Consider the following 17,958-nt stretch of genomic DNA (forward strand, 5'->3'; position numbering starts at 1 on the left):
CATGCGGCTAAATCCCTTGATAACAGGATGTTTTCGCCCTCGAAGCACATTTCTGAACTGGCGTTAGATTGTATAGAGTGTGGACATGCCTTCTCTATTTTCATACTGTTAACCATACAATTTAACGCCTGCCGGCTGCCGTACGAAAATCTTGAGCGCCGTACGAAAATGGGAAAAGAGCTGGTGTAACTCAATATGACACGGAACAAGCGCTGACGCATCACTGTTGGATTCACGCGCTTTAGCCTGTTTTCTCCGCTCAATCTTTGGGTATAATTAAGTCATCAGGTGATGACTTTTAGAAGGGTGGTGTCATTATGCCAAGAAAATCCAGCTTAGATATTACAGAACCTGCACTTAGGGTTGAGGATCTCTGCGTGGTTCGTGGGCGAAAACCGATCTTGAAGAATCTATCTTTCTCTGTGGCGCGTGGACAGATTCTCGGTCTTATCGGTCCTTCGGGGTGTGGCAAGACGACGCTCATGCGCGCGATTGTTGGTGTGCAAAAGATTACGTCGGGCTCAATCATGGTCTTGGGAAAAGCCGCCGGAAGTGCGCAGCTTCGTCAAGAAGTCGCCTACACGTCACAGTCTCTCTCGGTGTATGCGGATGTGTCCGTGTATGAAAACGTACGTTATTTTGCCAAACTATATCGCAAAGACCGCGATGCTGTTTTGCGAGCTATAGAGATAGTCGGGTTGCAAGAATACTCGTCATCTCTGGTTTCGCAGTTGTCTGGCGGTCAGGCTTCGCGCACTTCTTTAGCTTGTGCGTTGGTTGCGGATCCGAAAGTGTTGGTGCTAGATGAGCCAACGGTGGGGCTTGATCCTTTAACCAGGAATGATTTATGGGCTACCTTTCATAATCTGGCTGAACAAGGTGTTACCTTGATTGTGTCCAGTCACGTCATGGATGAAGCGGAGCGTTGCGATTCGGTGCTTCTTATGCGAGATGGTCGTGTTTTGGCTCATGACAGTATCAAGGCACTGCGTGAGCAAACAAAAACTGATACTGCAGAGGAAGCATTTGTTGCTCTTATCGAAAAGGAGGTGGAATGATGCGCACTCTGGCGTCCGTTCGCAGAATTCTCATGCAGCTCAAAGCAGATCCCAGAACGGTCTTTCTTATTCTGGGTGTACCGCTCGTGCTTATCACGCTTATTTACTATGCGTATGTGGATGTACCCACACCGCCCGGCCGAACCGCTCTTTTTGCGTCGATGAGTCCGCTTCTCATTGCGATTATCCCGATGTTTTTGATGTTTATCGTCACATCGGTTTCCATGCTTCGGGAGCGAAAGAGTGGCACGTTGGAGCGAATCTTGACAACCCCGACCTCGAAGCTGTCATTGGTGCTTGCTTATGGTTTGGTCTTTGTGGTTCTGGCTGCAATACAGGGAACTGCACTGACCTGTCTTGTTCGCTACGGGTTTGGTGTTGAGGTTGAAGGAAGTGTCGTCTCCCTTATTTGTTTGGCAATCTTAACCGGAATCGTGGGTGTGTCTTTAGGATTAGCAGCCAGCGCTTTCGCAAAAACAGAATTTCAGGCAGTACAGTTCATGCCGGCTTTTATTCTGCCCCAGTTTATCTTGTGTGGCCTGCTTGTTCCCCGTGAGAACATGCCAGATATTTTGGAAAAAATCTCGGCTATATTGCCAATGAGCTGGGCAGTTGACATTGCTAAGTCAATCACCACCGCAAGCGAGCTCACCCAAGATGACGGACTGCGATTCGTATTGCTTTTCGCTGTTGCCCTGTTGTTTTTGGGATTAGCTGGAGCAATGATGAAACGAGCCACCCGATGAGCATGCGCAAGAAAACCAAAGGCGAGCAAACTAAAGATCGCATTCTTCAGGTGGCACAGCAGCAATTTGCCAAGTATCCCTACGAACAAGTGACTACCCGCAGTATTGCCGCTGAAGCCGGTATTGATGCAGCGATGATTCATCGCTACTTTGGCTCGAAAGAAGGGCTGTTTGCGGCCATTGTTGAAAACGGGATCCAGACAGAAAACCTCAGCAAACAGATGGCACAAATCCCGCTGGAACACTTGGGAGAAGCGATTATTCGTTACGGCATTGAGCTGTGGTCATCCCCTCAGGCAAAACCGCTCATGGCGCTCCTGAGAAGAACGCTGGCAGAAAACCCTCACGCAATCTATCGCGTGCTTTTCCCAAGATTTGAGGAAATCATTTCGCAAAAGTCCGGATTCTCCCCTGAAGAAATACGGCTAAGAGTAGGGTTGTGTTTCTCTCAGATGCTCGGTTTTATTCTTGCCCGATATTTCATTGAGGTAGAAAGCATTGCTGAGTTGAATGCCGAACAAGCCGTTCAAATTATTGCTCCTGTCCTGCAAAACTATCTGACCGGACCACTGGGCTGGAAATAAACCAAAGCCGACCGCTTACGTGCAGCCGGCTTCGTTCGTTTCGGATTTTGGTTTTAGATTTCCATCCCGTTTTTAAACATCACGCGGATGTCATCCTTGGCGTGCACGGTGATGTGTTCGACTAGCGCGTAGAAGAGTGTGGGGTCGAACTCGGTGAGCAGGTGGTCTTGTTGCTCCAGCCGTTTAAGGAAGGACTCGACTTGGTAACGTTTGTGCTCTAGCTCTAGGAGTTGCTGTTCTGCCTTTTTGGCTTCGCGCTCTTGGGTTTCGTAGGTGGCGGCCAGTTGTTGGTAGCGGGTCTCGTAGGCGTCTTGGTCTTGGCTGATGCGTGCGTTGGATTCGATAAGATCTTTCAGGAGGGTTTCGGTGACCTGTAGTTCACCTTGAGCTTTTGCCAGATCAGCTCGTGCTTTATCGATGTCGAATAGTGTGTCGCCCACCTCCCTGAAGTGACTGGTGATCTCGTTTTTGTTTTCAAGCACTCGGTTGATGACGTTTACAACGATGGCCTTGAGTTGCTCGTCAGAGACATGTGGGGTTTTACAGCCGAGTCTTTTGCCTTGATATTTATTCAGGCATTGCCAATAGTCCTTTTCGTATTTGCTTCCTGCATGCCAAGTTACTGCTCCGTAGAATCCACCACAGTTACCGCAGCGAATTTTGCAGGAGAAGAGCTTGGTTCGGTTTTTGCGTCCATAGCTTTGGCGCAGCTCGATTTGGCGCTGAACCTCGTCCCAGACCTCAGGATCAATGATGGCTTCGTGGTTGTTTTTCACATAGTATTGCGGAATTTCGCCTTCGTTAATTTTCTTCTCTTTGGTCAGGAAGTTCACGGTAAAAGACTTTTGTAAGAGCGCGTCGCCTTTGTATTTCTCATTAGTGAGGATGGACTTGATAGAGCCTTGATGCCAGTTGGCTTTACCAGTGGCTGTACGGATGCCCTCTTCGTTGAGGATGGTAGCAATGCGGTAGAAGCCTTTACCTTCAAGGTAGAGCGCATAGATGCGTTTGACGATCTCGGCTTGTTCTTTGTTGACGACAAGTTCGCCTTTGGGTCCTCGGTCGTATCCGAGGAATCGCCGAAAGGGAACGGTGACTTTTCCGTCTGCGAAGCGTTTACGCTGTCCCCATGTGCAGTTTTCCGAGATGGACCGAGATTCTTCTTGGGCAAGGCTGCTCATGATGGTGATGAGCAGTTCGCCTTTAGAGTCAAACGTCCAGATATTTTCTTTCTCGAAGAAGCACTCGCATCCTCTTTCTTTGAGCTGACGGATGGTAGTGAGACTGTCAACGGTATTGCGTGCGAAACGCGACACAGACTTAGTGACAATCAGGTCTATTTTGCCGTCGAGAGCATCAGCGATCATGCGCTTGAAGCCTTCGCGGCGTTTGGTGTTCGTACCGGTGATGCCCTCGTCGGTGTAGATGCCGACAAACTCCCAGTCCTCTCTGGATTGGATGTAGTTTTGGTAGTAGTCGACTTGCGCTTCATAGCTGGTGTACTGCTCGTCAGAGTCCGTAGACACGCGTGCGTAGGCGGCGACCTTGCGTCGTTTTACGGCGTTGATGGGTGACTTGGTGAAGGGCTTGATTTTGGCCGGGATTGTCGTGACCTGCTTGACCATGTTTTCTCCTTTCTCAAGCGTTTGAAAAATAGGCTGACTTGTTTGCGTTTCTCGGGATCGTCCCAGTAGGTTTTCATGAATGCCGACATGGCTTCTTTTTGCTCAGGCGTGCACGGATAGGATTTCTTTTTCTCGTGGTAGGTGCGCTTTTCGATGCGCCCGTCAAAGAAGTGAAAGGTGGCGGTTGGTTTTGCAATCTCGATGTAGTCAATTGCCGCATCCATTTGTGCTTCGTCAAAGACCTCCAGCTCGAGCACGTCGCACACCAGAGCTTTCAGTGTAGCTTCCTGAATGGCATTGCTCGGACAAATATGGAGCGGTGATCTACACGAGAGGTAGCAGGTCTTCGTTCCATCCTTAAAGGTTCTTTTTGTAGATGAGAATGATTGACCGCAGTTTCCGCATCGGATCATTCCGGTAAAGGCGGTGGCTGCATTTTTTAGTTTGTGCTGATGCTTATTCCTGCGCTCTTGGCTTACTTTCTCACGAACCTCTTTTGTCCAGTACGCCTTGCGTGCATTCTTTTCGTAGTGCCATATGGTTTGAACCTCACGTCCATCCATGAGGCGAAATACCAGTTCTCGGTTCTCACCGGCTGTGATGGTGTCGATTTGAGTAGTGACCGCATCAGAGTCGAAGGTCTCAAGCCCCAGCACCTCGCAGACGGCATCCTGCAGGGCTTCTTCAGGGATGTTGCCGGTATCGCAAAAGATCGTGCCGTTTTTGTCTTTGCCGTAGCATCCCCAAAAGGGATAGTCATCGTTTTTGCGGCGTGAGACGTGGCGACGATAATTGTATCCGCACTTGGAACATTTGATTTTGCTGGTAAAGCAGGTCGTGGGAATAGCTGGGTTGCCAAGAGGGCCTGCGAGCTTTCGTCGTTTCATTTCGGCTTGCACTGCGTTCCAGTCCTCTTTGGAGATCAGCGGTTCGTGATGATTTTCCACCAGGTATTGAGGACGTTCCCCTTTGTTGACCTTGCGCTCATGCGTGATCGGGTCTGCGACGTACTCTTTGTTGAGAAGCAGGTCTCCTGAGAAGGTGATGTTTCGCAGGATCGATTTTACGTTGGAATCTGACCACTTCTTTCCGTTGATGGTGGTGATGCCTTCGCTGTTAAGCTCCTTGGCGATTTGCACGCGCGAAGCACCCTCCAGATAGCGGCGATAAATGGTTCGAACAATCTCGGCTTCTTCTTCGTTGATGACCAGCCGGTCACCCTCCCAGTCGTAGCCGGTGATGCGAAAGCGTCCGTTGGGGATGCCTTGTTCAAAGCGTTTTTGCACAGACCATCTGGCATTTTTAGAAATGCTTCTAATCTCTTCTTCGGCAAACGACGCAAGCAAGGTCAGCATCAGCTCGCCGTCTTCGCTCAGCGAATGGATGCGTTCTTTTTCAAAACGCACCTCCACCCCGATGCTTTTGAGCTCACGCACCACATCCAAAAGATCGACCGTGTTGCGAGCAAAACGGCTCACGGATTTGGTGAGGACGACATCGATTTTGCCGTCGCGACAGTCTGTCAAGAGTTGTTGAAATCCGGGTCTGTTCTTGCTTGTGCCCGAGATTCCACTATCGGAATAGACGCCGGCATAGACCCAGTCAGGATTGCCTTGAATGAGCTTGTTGTAGTAAGACACCTGAGCAGACAAAGAATGGAAGGTGCGTCCTTTTTCCAAAGATACGCGCGCGTACCCAGCCACTCGTTTCTTCGGTGCGAGCTGGGGTTTGAACGCTTCAATTTTGGTAATTTCTGCCATAAAATATCTCCTCCTTTCTGTGTCTATACATCACTCTAAAGCCCTCTAATAGCAAGCTTTATCGGCTTAAAAGCTCGCCGAAAACAGGCTGGTATTTCTCCAAGAGAGCCTTGCGAAATGCCAGGTATTCGCGCTTGTCAATCACGCCTTTATCAAGCAGTGTTTTCGCTATTGAGAGGGCAAGGTGAAACGACAGCTCTGAGCGGAAAGTTTCGTCACTCACGGCGTTCACCTCCAAACCGATCTGCGATATAACAGGCGTGCGAGCAGTACTTGCGGTTGTTGTTTCCGTATGCCTGAAAAGACTCACCGCAATGCGCACAGATTCCGCTGTAGAAAGCTTTGCGCTTCAGTTGCTCAGGGTGAGCTTTCCACCACGATAGACGGCACTTCTCTGAGCAAAACCGCTTCTTACCCTGCGTATCCGGGGTGAGTTCTTTTCCGCACTGAGCGCAGCGTGTGGAAACAGATGCTTGGCTCTCGGTATCCGGTGTGATTTGTTCTCGCTTACAGAAACTAGCCACCGTGCTTTTTGCCAGCTTGCAGTGCGCAGCGATTGCCTGAAAGCTCCAGCCCGCACTGCGAAGTGAACGGATGGCATCCTTTTGACTTTGGTTCATCATGGACTTTGACCTCCTTAACAGTTCTCGGAGGTGCACAAACCCGTCGTTAAAAAGTGGATGGTCTGGTTCCTCCACCACTCCCTGAAGACTTGAAGCCGTTTTGGACGAAACAAAAACAAAAAAAGAGCCCGCACCTACCAATCAAGGCAGATGCGGGCTTTTATAAGGATACGGGCTAAACGTTAGATGAGTTGGTTTACGCGAGTTTGTACGGCATCGTAGTTGTATCCGGCTTGGGTGAGTCGGTTTTTACGGTCTTGGCCGTTTCCCCAATCGCCATTAATGACTTCTCGTGCGAGTTCGTCGATGCTTTTTTGCGGTTTGGATAGCAGTTCGTTGACGCGTGCTTGAACGGCATCGTAGTTGTATCCGGCTTGCGTGAGCCGGTTCTTGCGGTCTTGGCCGTTTCCCCATGCGCCATCTAATACTTCCCTAGCAAGGGTGTCGATAGACTTTGTTGCAGTAGTGGCACTTCCTTTGCCGTAGCCGTTGAAGCCGCCTTTCTTGATGATGGACGGGTAGTCTACGTAGCCGTAGTTCATGTCCACGTTTCCGTTGATACCGGAGACTCGTCCTTTGGATGAGTATTGCCAAAGGCCGGATGTGGATGCGAGCGAGTTGGCGGATGCCCACTGTGCACACCAAAAGGCGTAGCGGTCACGAAGCGCACGGGAGACGATATTTTGTGCGACTGAAGCTGAGGTGTAAAAACCTGCGTAGTAGCCACCGGCTTCCATCTCGTCACAAAAGCCCCGGATGAGCGAGTCACAAAAGGCTCGTCCCTTAGAGAGCTGGGATTGTTCTTCCAGATCGAAGTAGATTGGGTACTCGAACTGTTTGCCGGCCAGTACCTGTTTGCAGATGCGTGCTTCTTGGCGTGCTTGCTCGGCGCTTTTCGCATATGAATACCAGTATGCGCCGACTTCTAGCCCGGCTGCTTTGGCTCGTGCGTAGTTTTGCTCAAAGTAGCGATCCTTTTGAGAGAGTGCTGAGCCGTAGCCGGCTCGGATGATGACGAAGTGGATGCCGTCTGCTTTGACGCGGTTAAAGTCGATGTTTTCTTGCCACACCGATACGTCGATTCCTCGTTTTGCCATGAGTATGTTCCTCCTTAAATTTGTGGTTTATCCTGCCAAGAGCAGGACGTAGAAGATGACTAAAAGAAACGCCACCAGACCCTTCATGAGCGTGGTGACGATGAGAAAAATCAGCGTGAGGAGCCCGGCAAGAGCGATCACGCATAACAAGATGAGCAGCCAATCCGGTGGTGCATTCATAAGGCGTGTGCTCCTTGATTTATTTGCCGTTTGGGGCATCCTCTCGCTGATGGAGTTGCGCAAGTACTGCTTTGAGTTTTTCGGGTACAGGCAGTCCCAGATGGGTGGCGTTTTCGATTAGGGACAAGCCTTCGTTGGACAGGTAGAAAAAGATCACGGCGGTGCGCAGCACGGATCCGTTTCCGATGATGTGGGTGTCCAGCAGGTGTCCGATACCCACCAGAATGAAGATGAGGATCTTTCGAGCGATGCCTTTAAAGCCGATGGCGCTGGAGAGTTTTTTGTCAGAGACGGCTCCCATCACGCCCGTGATATAGTCGCAGACGACAAAGGCAACAAGGGCGTAGAGCAGGCCGTCAAAGCCACCGAGATAGTAGCCGAGCCAACCTCCTACAGCGGTGAATACGAGTTGAATACTGGTCCAAAATTCTTTCATAAAGCGTTCTTCCTTTCTTGTTTTGAGCATGAAAATGCCACGCAGATGCATGCGTGGCGGGTTTAGGTTGTGGGCGGTTCTGTGCCAGGGGTGATCAGGTTTACTTGGAGTGGATAGAAATAGGATTTGAGGGTTGTGCCGAGAGGGTTGATGCAGCGATAGGCATAGCTCTTTTTCACGGGGACAAAGGCAATCTGGGTGCTTTGTCCTTCTTTCTGGCTGTATGCCCAAAGTGTACGCATACCTTCGTCTTCGTTACTCAGCGTGGTCTCTTTTGTGATTTCTAAGCGCAGTGAAATATTTCTTACGTCATCTGATGCGTTGAAATAGATATGCAAGAATCCGTCGCACGGAGCAGTCCAGGCAGGATGTAGCTTAACGGCACTGATTTCACCAAAACGCAATCCACCCGATTTCTGGTTATCCAGAAGCATTTTCAACGCATCCCCGGTCGCTTTGGCATCCGCAGCAACACCGCGCTTCGTGAGAAATTCGTCAATTTCGACTGGCTTATGACTTTCCATAAAGTGGTTGACCTCTTGGAGCTTGTCGCTAAAGCCTTGCTGCATGGTGGCATAAAAGGTTTTGCGCTCTTGCTCTGCGCTGATGCGTGTTGTTTCGTTCTTTTCTCGAGTGGCTTCTTTATCTTCAAGCTCGCTCATGGTCATACGGCGTACGCGTTCTGCGCCATCCCGTTTTTTCTCTTCTTGTTTTCGTTGATCTTCTCGAAACTCACGGTGTTTTTCTGCTTCGGCGCGTGCTGTCTCAGCTTTGACGCGTTCGGCTTCTGCTTTCGTGCGGACATCCTCAGCACTTGCTCGCAGAGATTCCGCACTGGCTCGTGCGGTTTCTGCTGATGCTCTGGTCGTTTCAGCGGTTTTGCGGCTTGTTTCCTGAGAAGTGCGCGTGTTTTCTGCTTCGACCCGAGTTTTCTCTGCTGCTGCGCGTGATGTTTCAGCTGAACCTCGCTTGGATTCTGCTTCGACTCGGCTGCTTTCCATGTTGCGACGATTGGTTTCTTGCTCGCTCCTCGTTTTCTCTTGGCTCACACGGGTAGACTCTGCGTTTGTACGTGCGGTTTCTGCCGATGCTCTGGTGCTTTCGGCTTTCACACGATCGGCTTCGGCTTTGGTGGTGGTTTCCACTTGCGTATTAATCGCATCAATGGAGTCATGGATGGCCGCTCTTACGTCTTTGCCATAGATTGCTGAAAGGATTTTATTCAGGTGTGTTTTCACGTTCGCCATGCGTATCCTCCTTCCCGGTATCAGTGTCGGTGTTGGTGAGGGTGATCTGTTCGGTCATGAGAGCGATGCGCTGCGCGCGTTCCTCGGATAGGACGCTTTCTAGGATGAGGTCAACGAAAAAGCCGGGAAGGTCGTATTTCCCGGCTGTTTGGTTCACGCTATAGCGCAGTTCGTTTTTGGCTTTTTCTGCCCGCAAGATGAGGGGCAGGTCTTTGTCTGTCATAGCGCACCTCCGAAGATCTTCGTGAGGAAATTGAGCACGTCTCGAAACTGCCGTGCCGCACGCACCAGATCGGTGTCGGCTGCGGCCTTGTGTTCATCGATGCCGAGTAGGATTTCCAGCGCGATCTTGACCTCATCGCTTTCGATGATGGGTTTTTGTTCGTCCGCTTTTTGAGGGCGGATAATTTCAGGTTTTCTAAGTTTGGGTTCTACGTGTTCCATGTGAATGCTCCTTTATTTTAGAATCTGCCGCCAATGAGCAGGCCGTTTTTGAACTGCATGTAGCAGTTGTTGTACCAAGAGCCGACTCGTCCATCGGATTGCACCGAGCCGATGTTGACAAAATTGAGTGTGCCGGTGAGTCCACCTTCTTCGAAGACCACGTTTCTGAGTTTGTGGTAGCGCATGTCGATGTCTGCTCCGGCATTGAGCATGCCTGCGCTAAAACCGCCGAAGCTGCTTCTGGCATAGGTCCAGACCATGTCGTAGCTCGTGCCACCACGCTTGAGGACGGCCCAGGTCATGTAGTCACCGTCGGGGTCGAGGTCGAAGTTGAGTCCGGCGATGGTGTTGGATTTGGCAAAGCCGTTTCCGCCGACTAGTCCGACTTGTTTGTTGTTGTAGTAGATGGAGAGGTTGCCGCCGCCCATGCGTACTTTCGTGTCACTCGTTTCGGTGGTGACGGTGCCGGTGATGGTGGCGGATTTGGCGGTGAGATAGCCACTGCTTGTCAGCGTGAAGTTCGGGCTGTTAATTGACAGGCGTTTGGCGCTCAGGTCTCCGGTTGCCATGTTCCAGCTGATGTTGCCTTGTTTGTCTTTTAAGGTGCCGGCACGAATCAGGTCGGCTTTCAGTGTGCCTGTGGTGATGTAGTCGGCGACAATCGCTCCGTCCATCGTAATCGCGGTACCGTAGGTGCCGTTGTAGCCGGTTTTGGAATATCCCAGTCCGTTCATATTCCATCGCCAGACCTTACGAGCGGTCTTGGTATCTTTGGTATCCATGATGAGGATTTCATTGGCACGAGTAACGACATGTCCGGTAGTGGCTGCCGTAATCAAGGCGGTCGCGTTATCGCGGGCAAGTTTCAAGGTCTCTGACTGCTTCGGCAGCGATTCAATACGCTCCACCAAAGCGCGGTTTTCGCTGACGCTCCTTTCACTCAACCCCGCCTTAACATCCGTGCCAAGCGTAATGGTAGATGACTCTGGATGGTCGAGGGCGAGTGTGAGTTTCGATAAAGTGAAGCGGCGGTCCATCCCATGTGGCGGGGACACCACTCGAATCTCATCTCCGAGATTAAAGGCTTCGATGTTGCGGTCGAGCAGGTGCAAATCAACAGCAGATAGCTCGAGACTGACATCAGCAAACTGGGTGTCTTTCAGATACTTCTCGGCTTTTTTCTTCAGGTTCGCCGGAATCGTCACGTCATCAAAGCGCACCGTGCGGGTAATCACCCCATAGGTTTTCACAGCCTCGGCCGATTCCACGTAAGGTTTGCCGCCGTTGATGGTTTTGATGGTGGTGTATTCCTCGAGTGCCGCAATCGTTGAGGTTTCAAGGCGTTTACCAAGCGGAATCACGCGGGTGCAGAGGTTTTCGGTGTGCAGGTTCTCGGTGTAGTCGAGGAGATTTTCACCGAACTCGATCACCTGCGCACTTGTGTGATCAGACGCAGCGAGATAGTCCAAATAACGTACGCTGCCTTCACGGCGCACCCGCAAAAATCCGCCGAGCCGATCGGCGAGTTTGTCATTGATTGCCTCAAGGGTGGTTTCCCAGTTTGTGTAGCGATAGAGCGAATCGTTCGGGTCATGCACCGTGACTTGCCCGATCTTGAACTGCACGCCACTGTCACCGACTTGGGTGTTGTGTTTGGCTATGAGGGTTTCGAGGAAGGCGCGCACGCTGATGTCGTGAAACTCGGCTGGTTCTTGCACCGTGTCAAGCAAGAAGGATAGCTCGCCTTCACAGGTGATTTCCTTGTTCTTTGTAAAGTCGATTTCTATGGTGAGGATGCGCCCATGGAAAAGAGCTTTGCCATCTCGTTCCACTCGAATCTCACCGGTGAGTTCTTTTACCTTGTCATAGAGCGGGTTGGTGGGTGGGATCTTTGCAGTGAAGGCACCCGATTTACTTAGGGCCAGCTGTAAGGTTGGTTCAAGCAGGATCGCTTGGGTGTCTCCTGGTTGGTAGAGGGTTTGGTTGTTGTAGAAGACTTGAAACATTTAGAGCGATCCTCCTTTCATATCAATCGTGAGCGTGAAGGTTCCTGACAGCGTCAGTCGCAAACCTTCTGGTGGGATACTGAGTTCAGCAAAGCGGTTTTTTCCGGTACTGAGATTCCAGCGTTTTCGGTATTCATCCACATAGACATAAGGACTGCTTGTTCCTGCTTGTACGTTTGAGAGGATGAAGGTCGGCACGACCGGGATGCGCGAGCCGGGAATGGTGAGTACGAGGGTGTTGTTGACCTTTAGGTTTTTGTATTCGCGGATGATGCCGGTTTCAAAGTTAAAGGGATCCCACAGCCAGTCTGCGCTGCTGGAGACAACCTCCCACTTGTAGGCATCACAGACAATCTCGAGCTCGATTTTTCCCAGTGCTCGGATGCGGTCAAAACCTTTGACCTCGGCTCTGCCCTCAAAGTAGTAGTCGGGTTCTTGGTCGATGACGACTTGTACGCGCTTGCCGTGAATCTCGTTCACAAACGCGGTGAGCCTTGCTGCCCAGTTTTCAATCGGCCCGATTCCACCCAGCACAAAAGATAACGTGCGTTCACTGTATTCGCACCGCCCGGTGAGGGCTTCGGAGAGATCGAGCCGTTTGGAGGATCCGGGAATATCCACAAAGAGGGTCTTAGGCTTAGGCATCCCCACCACATCGGTGTTTGAGACCACGAGCCGGTAGTCTTTCCACGTGTGTTTGCCATTGATTGTGGCTCCAAAACCAACATTTACATTCATCGGATCCTCCTTTTTGCCATTACGGCTTGGCGGCCTAAGGCTTGGTCGAGCTTGCCGGTGAGCGCCCCGACCAGCGTTTTACTATCGAGTACGATTTGTTTTTCGGAATTGCCCGCAATCACGGCCAGATACTGTTCCATCACAGAGGTGTCCCGTGCGGCGAGCATGCCTTCGAGTTTGGTGTAGAACTCACGTAGCGGCAGGATCGCTTCATGGCCGGCTTCACCTCCTGCCATGAGAGAGGTGCCGTTCATGCCAAAGAGTGTCGGGCGGGTCATGATACCGCCTTCCTTGTACCACTCAATAGACAGGTGCGGTACACGCGGTGGCACAATCGAAAAGCCGCCCGAAATGTGAAAGTGCGGCAGCTTGATCTTGGGCAGGCTGATCTTAAGACCAGAGAAGAAGCCTTTGATCTTATCCACGATGCCTTTGATCGTGTTTTTCGCCGACTCAATGGGAGACAGAATCGCTGACTTAATCCCATTCCACACGCTCGATGCGGTGCTTTTGATCGAGTTAAAGACCGAACTCAAGGTGTCCTTCACACTGTTGAACACGTTTGAGACCGTGTTTTTGATGCCGTTTACCACGTTCGTGATAGCACTCTTGATACCGTTCCAGATGTTCGTGGCAGTCTGGCTGATCTGACTAAACACGGTTGAAACCGTGGTCGACACGGACGTGACCGCGCCCGTGACCGTTGTGGTGATCGCGTCCCAGATACCGCTAAAGAAGCTCGTGATGGCGTTCCACGTGTTTTCAAAGAAGGTCTTGATGCTCGTCCAGACCTCACTCCACGTTGTACCGAACCACGACAAAACCGTAGAGGTCACACCAACAATCATGTCCCATGCGGCTTGGAACACGCCGGTGATAGCTGTCCAGATACCACTGAAGATGGTTTTGATGCCTTCCCACAGCTGGGTCCAGTTACCGGTAAACAGTCCAATGAACACATCCAAGATCCCGGTAATGACCGTGAGGGCTCCTTGCAGCACGCTCGCAATCGCGTTGAACGCATTGGTGAACACCGGTGCGAGCAGCTGGGTGAAGCCATTCCAGATGGAGATGACCAGCTCACCAAAAGAGGTGAAGTCAAACCCGAGCGCGTTAATGCGCTCTACCACGCCATCTGCAAAACTGCTAAAGGCTTCTTTGATCTGATTCCACGTCTGCGTGATGGAGTTGCGGAAATCTTCTGAGGTGTTCCACAGATGCACGAAGGCCGCAACCAGTGTGCCCACCACAGCAACGACAGCCACCACGGGCGCAGAAATCCCGCCAATGGCTGCACCCAGCTTGGTGAAGATACCGGAGATACCACCGACATCGGTCATAAAGGTAGATACGGCTTTGCCCACGGTTGAAAACGTGGTGATCATGCCACCAACCGACGAGATGACCTTACCGATGAGGAGTAAGGCCGGCCCTAAAGCGGCGACGAACAGTCCCACTTTGATGATTACGGCGCGAGTGGACTCATCTAAAGAATTGAGCCAGTTGACGAAGTCTTGCACTTTTTTCACGATCTCGCGCACCGTCGGCATCAGTGCATCACCGACCGAGATGGCGAGTTCTTCAAGGGCGGATTTGAGCTCTTCGATTTGTCCGGGCAGGTTGTCTTGCATGACTTCTGCCATGTGCTTGGCAGAACCGGACGCATTGTTGAGCGCATCGCGCATATTGTCGATGTCTTCGGGTGCCGCATTCATGAGCGCGAGAAAACCGCTCATCGCGTTTTTACCGACCAGCTGCTCTGCCGCATGGACCTTTTCCGACTCGGTCAAATTGGCAAACGCCGCACGACAATCGGTGAGGATCTCATTGAGACCACGCATCGATCCATCCGCGTTCGTGGTCTGCACCACGACCTTTCCGATGGACTCACCGGTGATTTCTAAATCTTTGGACAGCGAGTTAAAAATGGTACGAAGCGCGGTACCGGCCTGTGTGGACTTGATACCGGCATTCGACATCAGACCGACCGCTTCGGCGGCTTCTTCGACCTTAAAACCCAAAGCTCCTGCAACCGGTGCACAGTACTTAAAGGTTTCACCCATCATCGCCACATCCGTATTCGATGCAGCAGAGGCTGTAGCCAACACGTCAGCAAAGTGCGCAGCATCCTGAGCTTTCAGCCCGAACGCATTGAGTGAGCCGACCACGATATCGGAGGTCATGGCGAGATCTTCACCGGAAGATGCCGCCAAGTTCATCACACCATCGATGCCGGAAAGCATCTGCTCGGTCGTCCAGCCGGCTTGTGCCATATATCCCAAGGCTTGTGCTGCATCGGTTGCCGAATAGCGAGTGGTCGCACCCATCTGGCGCGCCTTATCCCGCAAAGCCTGCAAATCACTGCCGGTAGCACCTGAGATGGCGGAGACCTGGCTCATAGCCTGATCAAAATCCCCGGCGGTCTTGATGGCGAGCGTACCTAGACCGGCTGTGGCAAGTGAGACAGGCATGAGCTTTTGTCCCACACCCGCAATCGCATCCCCGGTCTTTTTCATTGATGCACCAACAGCGTCCATCTTTGAAAAGACCGTATTCGTGTTGAGTGCCTCAGCCTGCAGGCGTTTGAGTGCCTGCTCGGTTTCTGCGATCTCGCGCTGCAAAGCGTCGTATTTGTCTTGTCCAAGCGTTCCTGATTCCAGCTGAGCCTTTGCTTGTTCGGAAGCGGTCTTTAAGGTGTCGAGTTTGTCTTTGGTGTTCTTGATCGCGTCTTGCAACAGACGCTGCTTTTGTGCCAACAGCTCGGTGTTTTTCGGATCGAGCTTTAACAGCCGGTTCACATCCCGAAGGGAAGACTGCGTGGCACGAAGCGTTGATTGGACTTGTTTTAAGGCTTTGTCTAAACCGGTGGTATCCCCACCGATTTCAACCGTGATGCCCTTAATCCGTGAAGCCATACATCCTCCTTTCTGGTGCATGAAAAAAGCCACCCGTGTGGTGGCTTAGAAGCGGTCAAAGTCTTCTTGGGTGGCAATGCGCTCATAGGTGGCTGTGTCGTTGGTTTTCTCCGTCCACATATCGAGCAGCAGCCCGATTGAGATTAGGTGCATGTCACCAATGGGTACCCCGATCTGGCAGGCACGAAGGAGCAGGAGTGCGGTGGTCATTTGGCGGCTTGTGGCCGCTTGTCTTTTTTTGATGTCACCTCGGTTTTCAGGTTCTCGCCCCACAAGGCAAGAATCTCGGGTAGCACTTGATAGATGGAAAACATCTCGAACTCATCGAGCCATGCTTCGATGGTTTTCGGGATTGTGTTGTCGGCATGGAAGGCCATGACGTAGGCGACGTTTTCAAAAATCTCGAGATCCTCAATCGGAAATCCTCCGTCTTCGCTTGTGGCGTGGCTGTAGGCTTTTTCGAGCTTGGAGAGGTCTTTGAAGATGTCACGGCCGAACTTTGCCCGATACAATCTGGGGATTGCAGCCGAAGAGCGAAACGCGACGGGTTTGCCTGATACGGTGATGGTTTTCTCAATCATGCACTGGCTCCTTTCTGGGTCGGGACATAAATGGTCTTGTACCAGTTGTCGTAGGTGGTTTTATCCGTGGTGTCTCCGGTCTTGGCTTTTACCAGACCATCTGCGCGCGGATCAGCCGTCAGTGAGAGGGTTTCGGTGCCGGGTTCAATCGTGTCTTCTTTGGTTTGAGACTCAATAGACGGGCGGCTGGCGGTGCAGTTGTAGAGCGCGTGACGGATAGCTTTTACATCCCCGTCAAACTCAAAGAGCAGCGCAAACTTGACCGATTCTGCTGTCAAAGAGTTTTCAACCAGCACGCCTTTCGCATCCAGAGTTTCTTGCAAGATTTCGGTGCGAAACCACTCCGGGATGAGCGCAATTTCCAGCTCGCCTGAATATCCGTTGTTGGTGACGGTACGGAAATACACGATGCCGTCAGCGTAAAACGGTGAGGATTCGCCTTCTGCATCGAGTGAGAGTGAGACTGCGCCGGGGACCGCTTTAGGCTCGGCGTAGGTGAAGGTGGATACGCCGTCTTTGATGGTTTCGGTCATCTTGGCGGCATAGACGTTTTTGATGTTGTATTTGACCTTGTTTCCTTTTACATCTGCCATGGTTTATGGTTCTCCTTTCCATTCAAAGGAATAGAGCACTTCAAAGAGGTGCTCGGATTCGATATAGACTTCGGTTTTGTCAAAAAAGATCCCCGCCTCACGAAGCACGGTTTCCATGCGCTTTTCGATGGCGGGGTTTTTGTAGTCGGTGTAAAGCTCCACGTGTACCACCTCAACGCTTAGGTAGACGATGCCGTCGGCTGCGAAGTTGTGGGTTTCGGGTTTGAGGTAACACAGAAACGGTGGAGCAGGTGCTTGTCCGGGTGCGAAATGGTCATAGGCATAAGGCAACCCGATTTGCTTTAAGAGCGTGAGTAGTTCATCCATCTCGGATCATCCTTTCTAGCTCAGCCAAGAGCTGTTCTTCGCCTAGACTTTCAGCCGGTGCGATATGCGGCATGGCTTTGGTGCGCCCACCATTTCGTTTCGCATGCCCATGTTCCAGTAAGTGTGCGAGCTGGTAGCGATTCCTCGAATGGACGGTCACCTGTAGGCTGTTGGCGTTTTCGCTCACTTTTTTGACCGACCAGCTTTTCTTGTATGCGCCTGAACGCATAGGCGCTGTCGCTTGGATTTCTTTTCTCACGGTCGCACCGGCTTTGGTGACAGCTTTCTTCATGCCCTCAGAGGTTGTCTTGGCATAGGCGTTCAGTTCTTGCATGACTGCCTCGCTGAGATCCTCGATTTTGACGCGCCGGCTCATGAGACACGCTCCTTGGTGCAGAAGAATTTGATGGCGCGTTTCTTAAACGAGAGGTGATCGATCCGCTCGATATCAAACACGCCCCCGTCAAAGATGATCCGATAGTCACTTGGATTCACATTGGCGGCTTGCCTGCACCAGCGCACCGTCACGTTCATGGCGTGCCGATCGCGTTCGGCTCCAGCTGCCATCACCTCGTCTCCGCCCTCACCAGAGATGGTGGCCGCGCAGGTATACGCATCTGTCCAGTGTTCGATCTGGTTGCCAATCGCATCCGATGCCACACTGCGTTTTTGGAAGGTCACCCGCGTATTGAGTAGTGCAATATCCATTTAGAACGCCTCCTGACGTTGACCGAAAAGAAGGGCGCGAAGCGTTAAGGCAAGCTCGCGGTGATCGGCTTGTTCTCGGTGTTCATAGAGGTAAGCGACGGTGTATAGCAGTGCTGCCTTCGCATCAGTAAAAGCAGTAAGCTCCGCATCGGTTTCGATGCGTGCCACGTTTTTCACAAACCGCAACGCCGAGTCCATCAGGGTTTGGATGAGTGCGTCGTCATCGGAAAAATCCACGCGTAGGTAGGTTTTGACTTCCTCGAGTGTCCACATGTAGCTTCATTCCTCCT

24 protein-coding genes are annotated in these 17,958 nt (G+C 51.6%); 4 read left to right on the top strand and 20 right to left on the bottom strand.

Annotated features, from left to right (window positions below; translation table 11 throughout):
* The 4 genes from G445_RS12105 to G445_RS0102165 all read left to right on the top strand — a co-directional run.
* Window positions 1-189, top strand: a 189-nt coding sequence (locus G445_RS12105) for a hypothetical protein (protein WP_211210496.1), incomplete at its 5' end; no start/stop codon positions are given.
* 128 nt (window positions 190-317) lie between these two features.
* Entirely contained in the window at window positions 318-1,058 is a 741-nt protein-coding gene (locus G445_RS0102155) for an ABC transporter ATP-binding protein (protein ID WP_022865927.1), read from the top strand.
* Window positions 1,055-1,804, top strand: coding sequence for an ABC transporter permease (locus G445_RS0102160; RefSeq protein WP_022865928.1), 750 nt, complete (start codon window positions 1,055-1,057; stop codon window positions 1,802-1,804). The genes G445_RS0102155 and G445_RS0102160 overlap by 4 nt, the downstream gene beginning before the upstream one ends.
* On the top strand, window positions 1,801-2,388 hold the full coding sequence (locus G445_RS0102165; RefSeq protein ID WP_022865929.1) for a TetR/AcrR family transcriptional regulator: 588 nt from the start codon (window positions 1,801-1,803) through the stop codon (window positions 2,386-2,388). The genes G445_RS0102160 and G445_RS0102165 overlap by 4 nt, the downstream gene beginning before the upstream one ends.
* Window positions 2,389-2,441: 53 nt before the next feature.
* Here G445_RS0102165 and G445_RS0102170 read toward each other — a convergent pair whose 3' ends face one another.
* The 20 genes from G445_RS0102170 to G445_RS0102265 form a co-directional block, all read right to left on the bottom strand.
* Complete coding sequence (locus G445_RS0102170) at window positions 2,442-4,013, bottom strand: recombinase family protein (RefSeq protein ID WP_022865930.1); 1,572 nt, start codon at window positions 4,011-4,013, stop codon at window positions 2,442-2,444.
* Window positions 3,944-5,773: a recombinase family protein gene (locus tag G445_RS09250; protein ID WP_022865931.1), complete on the bottom strand. Its 1,830-nt coding sequence runs from the start codon at window positions 5,771-5,773 to the stop codon at window positions 3,944-3,946. The genes G445_RS0102170 and G445_RS09250 overlap by 70 nt, the downstream gene beginning before the upstream one ends.
* A 58-nt stretch (window positions 5,774-5,831) precedes the next feature.
* Complete coding sequence (locus G445_RS11415; protein ID WP_022865932.1) at window positions 5,832-5,996, bottom strand: SHOCT domain-containing protein; 165 nt, start codon at window positions 5,994-5,996, stop codon at window positions 5,832-5,834.
* A complete protein-coding gene (locus tag G445_RS0102185; protein ID WP_022865933.1) occupies window positions 5,989-6,396 on the bottom strand; it encodes a hypothetical protein in 408 nt (135 codons plus the stop codon). Before G445_RS0102185 ends, G445_RS11415 begins: the two co-directional genes overlap by 8 nt.
* A gap of 182 nt (window positions 6,397-6,578) precedes the next feature.
* Window positions 6,579-7,493: a GH25 family lysozyme gene (locus G445_RS0102190; protein ID WP_022865934.1), complete on the bottom strand. Its 915-nt coding sequence runs from the start codon at window positions 7,491-7,493 to the stop codon at window positions 6,579-6,581.
* Window positions 7,494-7,520: 27 nt separating this feature from the next.
* Complete coding sequence (locus tag G445_RS11420) at window positions 7,521-7,673, bottom strand: hypothetical protein (RefSeq protein ID WP_022865935.1); 153 nt, start codon at window positions 7,671-7,673, stop codon at window positions 7,521-7,523.
* A gap of 19 nt (window positions 7,674-7,692) precedes the next feature.
* Window positions 7,693-8,160 (bottom strand): phage holin family protein, encoded by a 468-nt coding sequence (locus G445_RS0102200; protein ID WP_456151099.1) that lies wholly within the window; start codon window positions 8,158-8,160, stop codon window positions 7,693-7,695.
* Window positions 8,161-8,171: 11 nt separating this feature from the next.
* Entirely contained in the window at window positions 8,172-9,356 is a 1,185-nt protein-coding gene (locus G445_RS0102205; protein ID WP_022865937.1) for a hypothetical protein, read from the bottom strand.
* Window positions 9,328-9,579, bottom strand: a complete 252-nt coding sequence (locus tag G445_RS0102210) for a hypothetical protein (protein ID WP_022865938.1) — start codon at window positions 9,577-9,579, stop codon at window positions 9,328-9,330. The genes G445_RS0102205 and G445_RS0102210 overlap by 29 nt, the downstream gene beginning before the upstream one ends.
* Entirely contained in the window at window positions 9,576-9,800 is a 225-nt protein-coding gene (locus tag G445_RS0102215; RefSeq protein WP_022865939.1) for a hypothetical protein, read from the bottom strand. The genes G445_RS0102210 and G445_RS0102215 overlap by 4 nt, the downstream gene beginning before the upstream one ends.
* A gap of 17 nt (window positions 9,801-9,817) precedes the next feature.
* Window positions 9,818-11,806, bottom strand: a complete 1,989-nt coding sequence (locus G445_RS0102220; RefSeq protein WP_022865940.1) for a phage tail protein — start codon at window positions 11,804-11,806, stop codon at window positions 9,818-9,820.
* Window positions 11,807-12,544, bottom strand: a complete 738-nt coding sequence (locus G445_RS0102225; protein ID WP_022865941.1) for a hypothetical protein — start codon at window positions 12,542-12,544, stop codon at window positions 11,807-11,809. It lies immediately after the preceding gene.
* Window positions 12,541-15,459 carry a phage tail tape measure protein gene (locus G445_RS0102230; RefSeq protein ID WP_022865942.1) on the bottom strand — a complete coding sequence of 973 codons (2,919 nt, stop codon included), beginning with the start codon at window positions 15,457-15,459 and terminating at the stop codon, window positions 12,541-12,543. The genes G445_RS0102225 and G445_RS0102230 overlap by 4 nt, the downstream gene beginning before the upstream one ends.
* A 45-nt stretch (window positions 15,460-15,504) precedes the next feature.
* Window positions 15,505-15,669, bottom strand: a complete 165-nt coding sequence (locus tag G445_RS11635) for a hypothetical protein (RefSeq protein ID WP_022865943.1) — start codon at window positions 15,667-15,669, stop codon at window positions 15,505-15,507.
* A complete protein-coding gene (locus G445_RS0102240) occupies window positions 15,666-16,040 on the bottom strand; it encodes a hypothetical protein (RefSeq protein WP_022865944.1) in 375 nt (124 codons plus the stop codon). Before G445_RS0102240 ends, G445_RS11635 begins: the two co-directional genes overlap by 4 nt.
* Window positions 16,037-16,633, bottom strand: a complete 597-nt coding sequence (locus tag G445_RS0102245) for a major tail protein (RefSeq protein WP_022865945.1) — start codon at window positions 16,631-16,633, stop codon at window positions 16,037-16,039. Before G445_RS0102245 ends, G445_RS0102240 begins: the two co-directional genes overlap by 4 nt.
* A 3-nt stretch (window positions 16,634-16,636) precedes the next feature.
* Window positions 16,637-16,960 (bottom strand): hypothetical protein, encoded by a 324-nt coding sequence (locus G445_RS0102250; protein ID WP_022865946.1) that lies wholly within the window; start codon window positions 16,958-16,960, stop codon window positions 16,637-16,639.
* Complete coding sequence (locus G445_RS0102255; protein ID WP_022865947.1) at window positions 16,953-17,336, bottom strand: HK97 gp10 family phage protein; 384 nt, start codon at window positions 17,334-17,336, stop codon at window positions 16,953-16,955. The genes G445_RS0102250 and G445_RS0102255 overlap by 8 nt, the downstream gene beginning before the upstream one ends.
* On the bottom strand, window positions 17,333-17,668 hold the full coding sequence (locus G445_RS0102260; RefSeq protein WP_022865948.1) for a phage head closure protein: 336 nt from the start codon (window positions 17,666-17,668) through the stop codon (window positions 17,333-17,335). The genes G445_RS0102255 and G445_RS0102260 overlap by 4 nt, the downstream gene beginning before the upstream one ends.
* The gene (locus tag G445_RS0102265; RefSeq protein WP_022865949.1) at window positions 17,669-17,941 is read right to left on the bottom strand and encodes a head-tail connector protein; all 273 of its coding nucleotides are present in this window, start codon (window positions 17,939-17,941) and stop codon (window positions 17,669-17,671) included.
* Window positions 17,942-17,958 lie beyond the last annotated feature (17 nt).

The organism is Actinotignum urinale DSM 15805, assembly GCF_000420445.1.
Lineage (GTDB): Bacteria > Actinomycetota > Actinomycetes > Actinomycetales > Actinomycetaceae > Actinotignum > Actinotignum urinale.

Excerpts from the sequence above, each read along its gene's own strand:
- G445_RS0102225 (WP_022865941.1), bottom strand. The coding sequence starts at position 12,544 with ATGAATGTAAATGTTGGTTTTGGAGCCACAATCAATGGCAAACACACG.
- G445_RS0102240 (WP_022865944.1), bottom strand. The coding sequence starts at position 16,040 with ATGATTGAGAAAACCATCACCGTATCAGGCAAACCCGTCGCGTTTCGC.
- G445_RS0102245 (WP_022865945.1), bottom strand. The coding sequence starts at position 16,633 with ATGGCAGATGTAAAAGGAAACAAGGTCAAATACAACATCAAAAACGTC.
- G445_RS0102170 (WP_022865930.1), bottom strand. The coding sequence starts at position 4,013 with ATGGTCAAGCAGGTCACGACAATCCCGGCCAAAATCAAGCCCTTCACC.
- G445_RS0102255 (WP_022865947.1), bottom strand. The coding sequence starts at position 17,336 with ATGAGCCGGCGCGTCAAAATCGAGGATCTCAGCGAGGCAGTCATGCAA.
- G445_RS0102210 (WP_022865938.1), bottom strand. The coding sequence starts at position 9,579 with ATGACAGACAAAGACCTGCCCCTCATCTTGCGGGCAGAAAAAGCCAAA.
- G445_RS0102265 (WP_022865949.1), bottom strand. The coding sequence starts at position 17,941 with ATGTGGACACTCGAGGAAGTCAAAACCTACCTACGCGTGGATTTTTCC.
- G445_RS0102160 (WP_022865928.1), top strand. The coding sequence starts at position 1,055 with ATGATGCGCACTCTGGCGTCCGTTCGCAGAATTCTCATGCAGCTCAAA.
- G445_RS0102260 (WP_022865948.1), bottom strand. The coding sequence starts at position 17,668 with ATGGATATTGCACTACTCAATACGCGGGTGACCTTCCAAAAACGCAGT.
- G445_RS0102155 (WP_022865927.1), top strand. The coding sequence starts at position 318 with ATGCCAAGAAAATCCAGCTTAGATATTACAGAACCTGCACTTAGGGTT.
- G445_RS0102220 (WP_022865940.1), bottom strand. The coding sequence starts at position 11,806 with ATGTTTCAAGTCTTCTACAACAACCAAACCCTCTACCAACCAGGAGAC.
- G445_RS0102190 (WP_022865934.1), bottom strand. The coding sequence starts at position 7,493 with ATGGCAAAACGAGGAATCGACGTATCGGTGTGGCAAGAAAACATCGAC.
- G445_RS11420 (WP_022865935.1), bottom strand. The coding sequence starts at position 7,673 with ATGAATGCACCACCGGATTGGCTGCTCATCTTGTTATGCGTGATCGCT.
- G445_RS0102215 (WP_022865939.1), bottom strand. The coding sequence starts at position 9,800 with ATGGAACACGTAGAACCCAAACTTAGAAAACCTGAAATTATCCGCCCT.
- G445_RS09250 (WP_022865931.1), bottom strand. The coding sequence starts at position 5,773 with ATGGCAGAAATTACCAAAATTGAAGCGTTCAAACCCCAGCTCGCACCG.
- G445_RS0102165 (WP_022865929.1), top strand. The coding sequence starts at position 1,801 with ATGAGCATGCGCAAGAAAACCAAAGGCGAGCAAACTAAAGATCGCATT.
- G445_RS0102185 (WP_022865933.1), bottom strand. The coding sequence starts at position 6,396 with ATGATGAACCAAAGTCAAAAGGATGCCATCCGTTCACTTCGCAGTGCG.
- G445_RS0102230 (WP_022865942.1), bottom strand. The coding sequence starts at position 15,459 with ATGGCTTCACGGATTAAGGGCATCACGGTTGAAATCGGTGGGGATACC.
- G445_RS0102200 (WP_456151099.1), bottom strand. The coding sequence starts at position 8,160 with ATGCATCTGCGTGGCATTTTCATGCTCAAAACAAGAAAGGAAGAACGC.
- G445_RS0102205 (WP_022865937.1), bottom strand. The coding sequence starts at position 9,356 with ATGGCGAACGTGAAAACACACCTGAATAAAATCCTTTCAGCAATCTAT.
- G445_RS0102250 (WP_022865946.1), bottom strand. The coding sequence starts at position 16,960 with ATGGATGAACTACTCACGCTCTTAAAGCAAATCGGGTTGCCTTATGCC.
- G445_RS11635 (WP_022865943.1), bottom strand. The coding sequence starts at position 15,669 with ATGACCACCGCACTCCTGCTCCTTCGTGCCTGCCAGATCGGGGTACCC.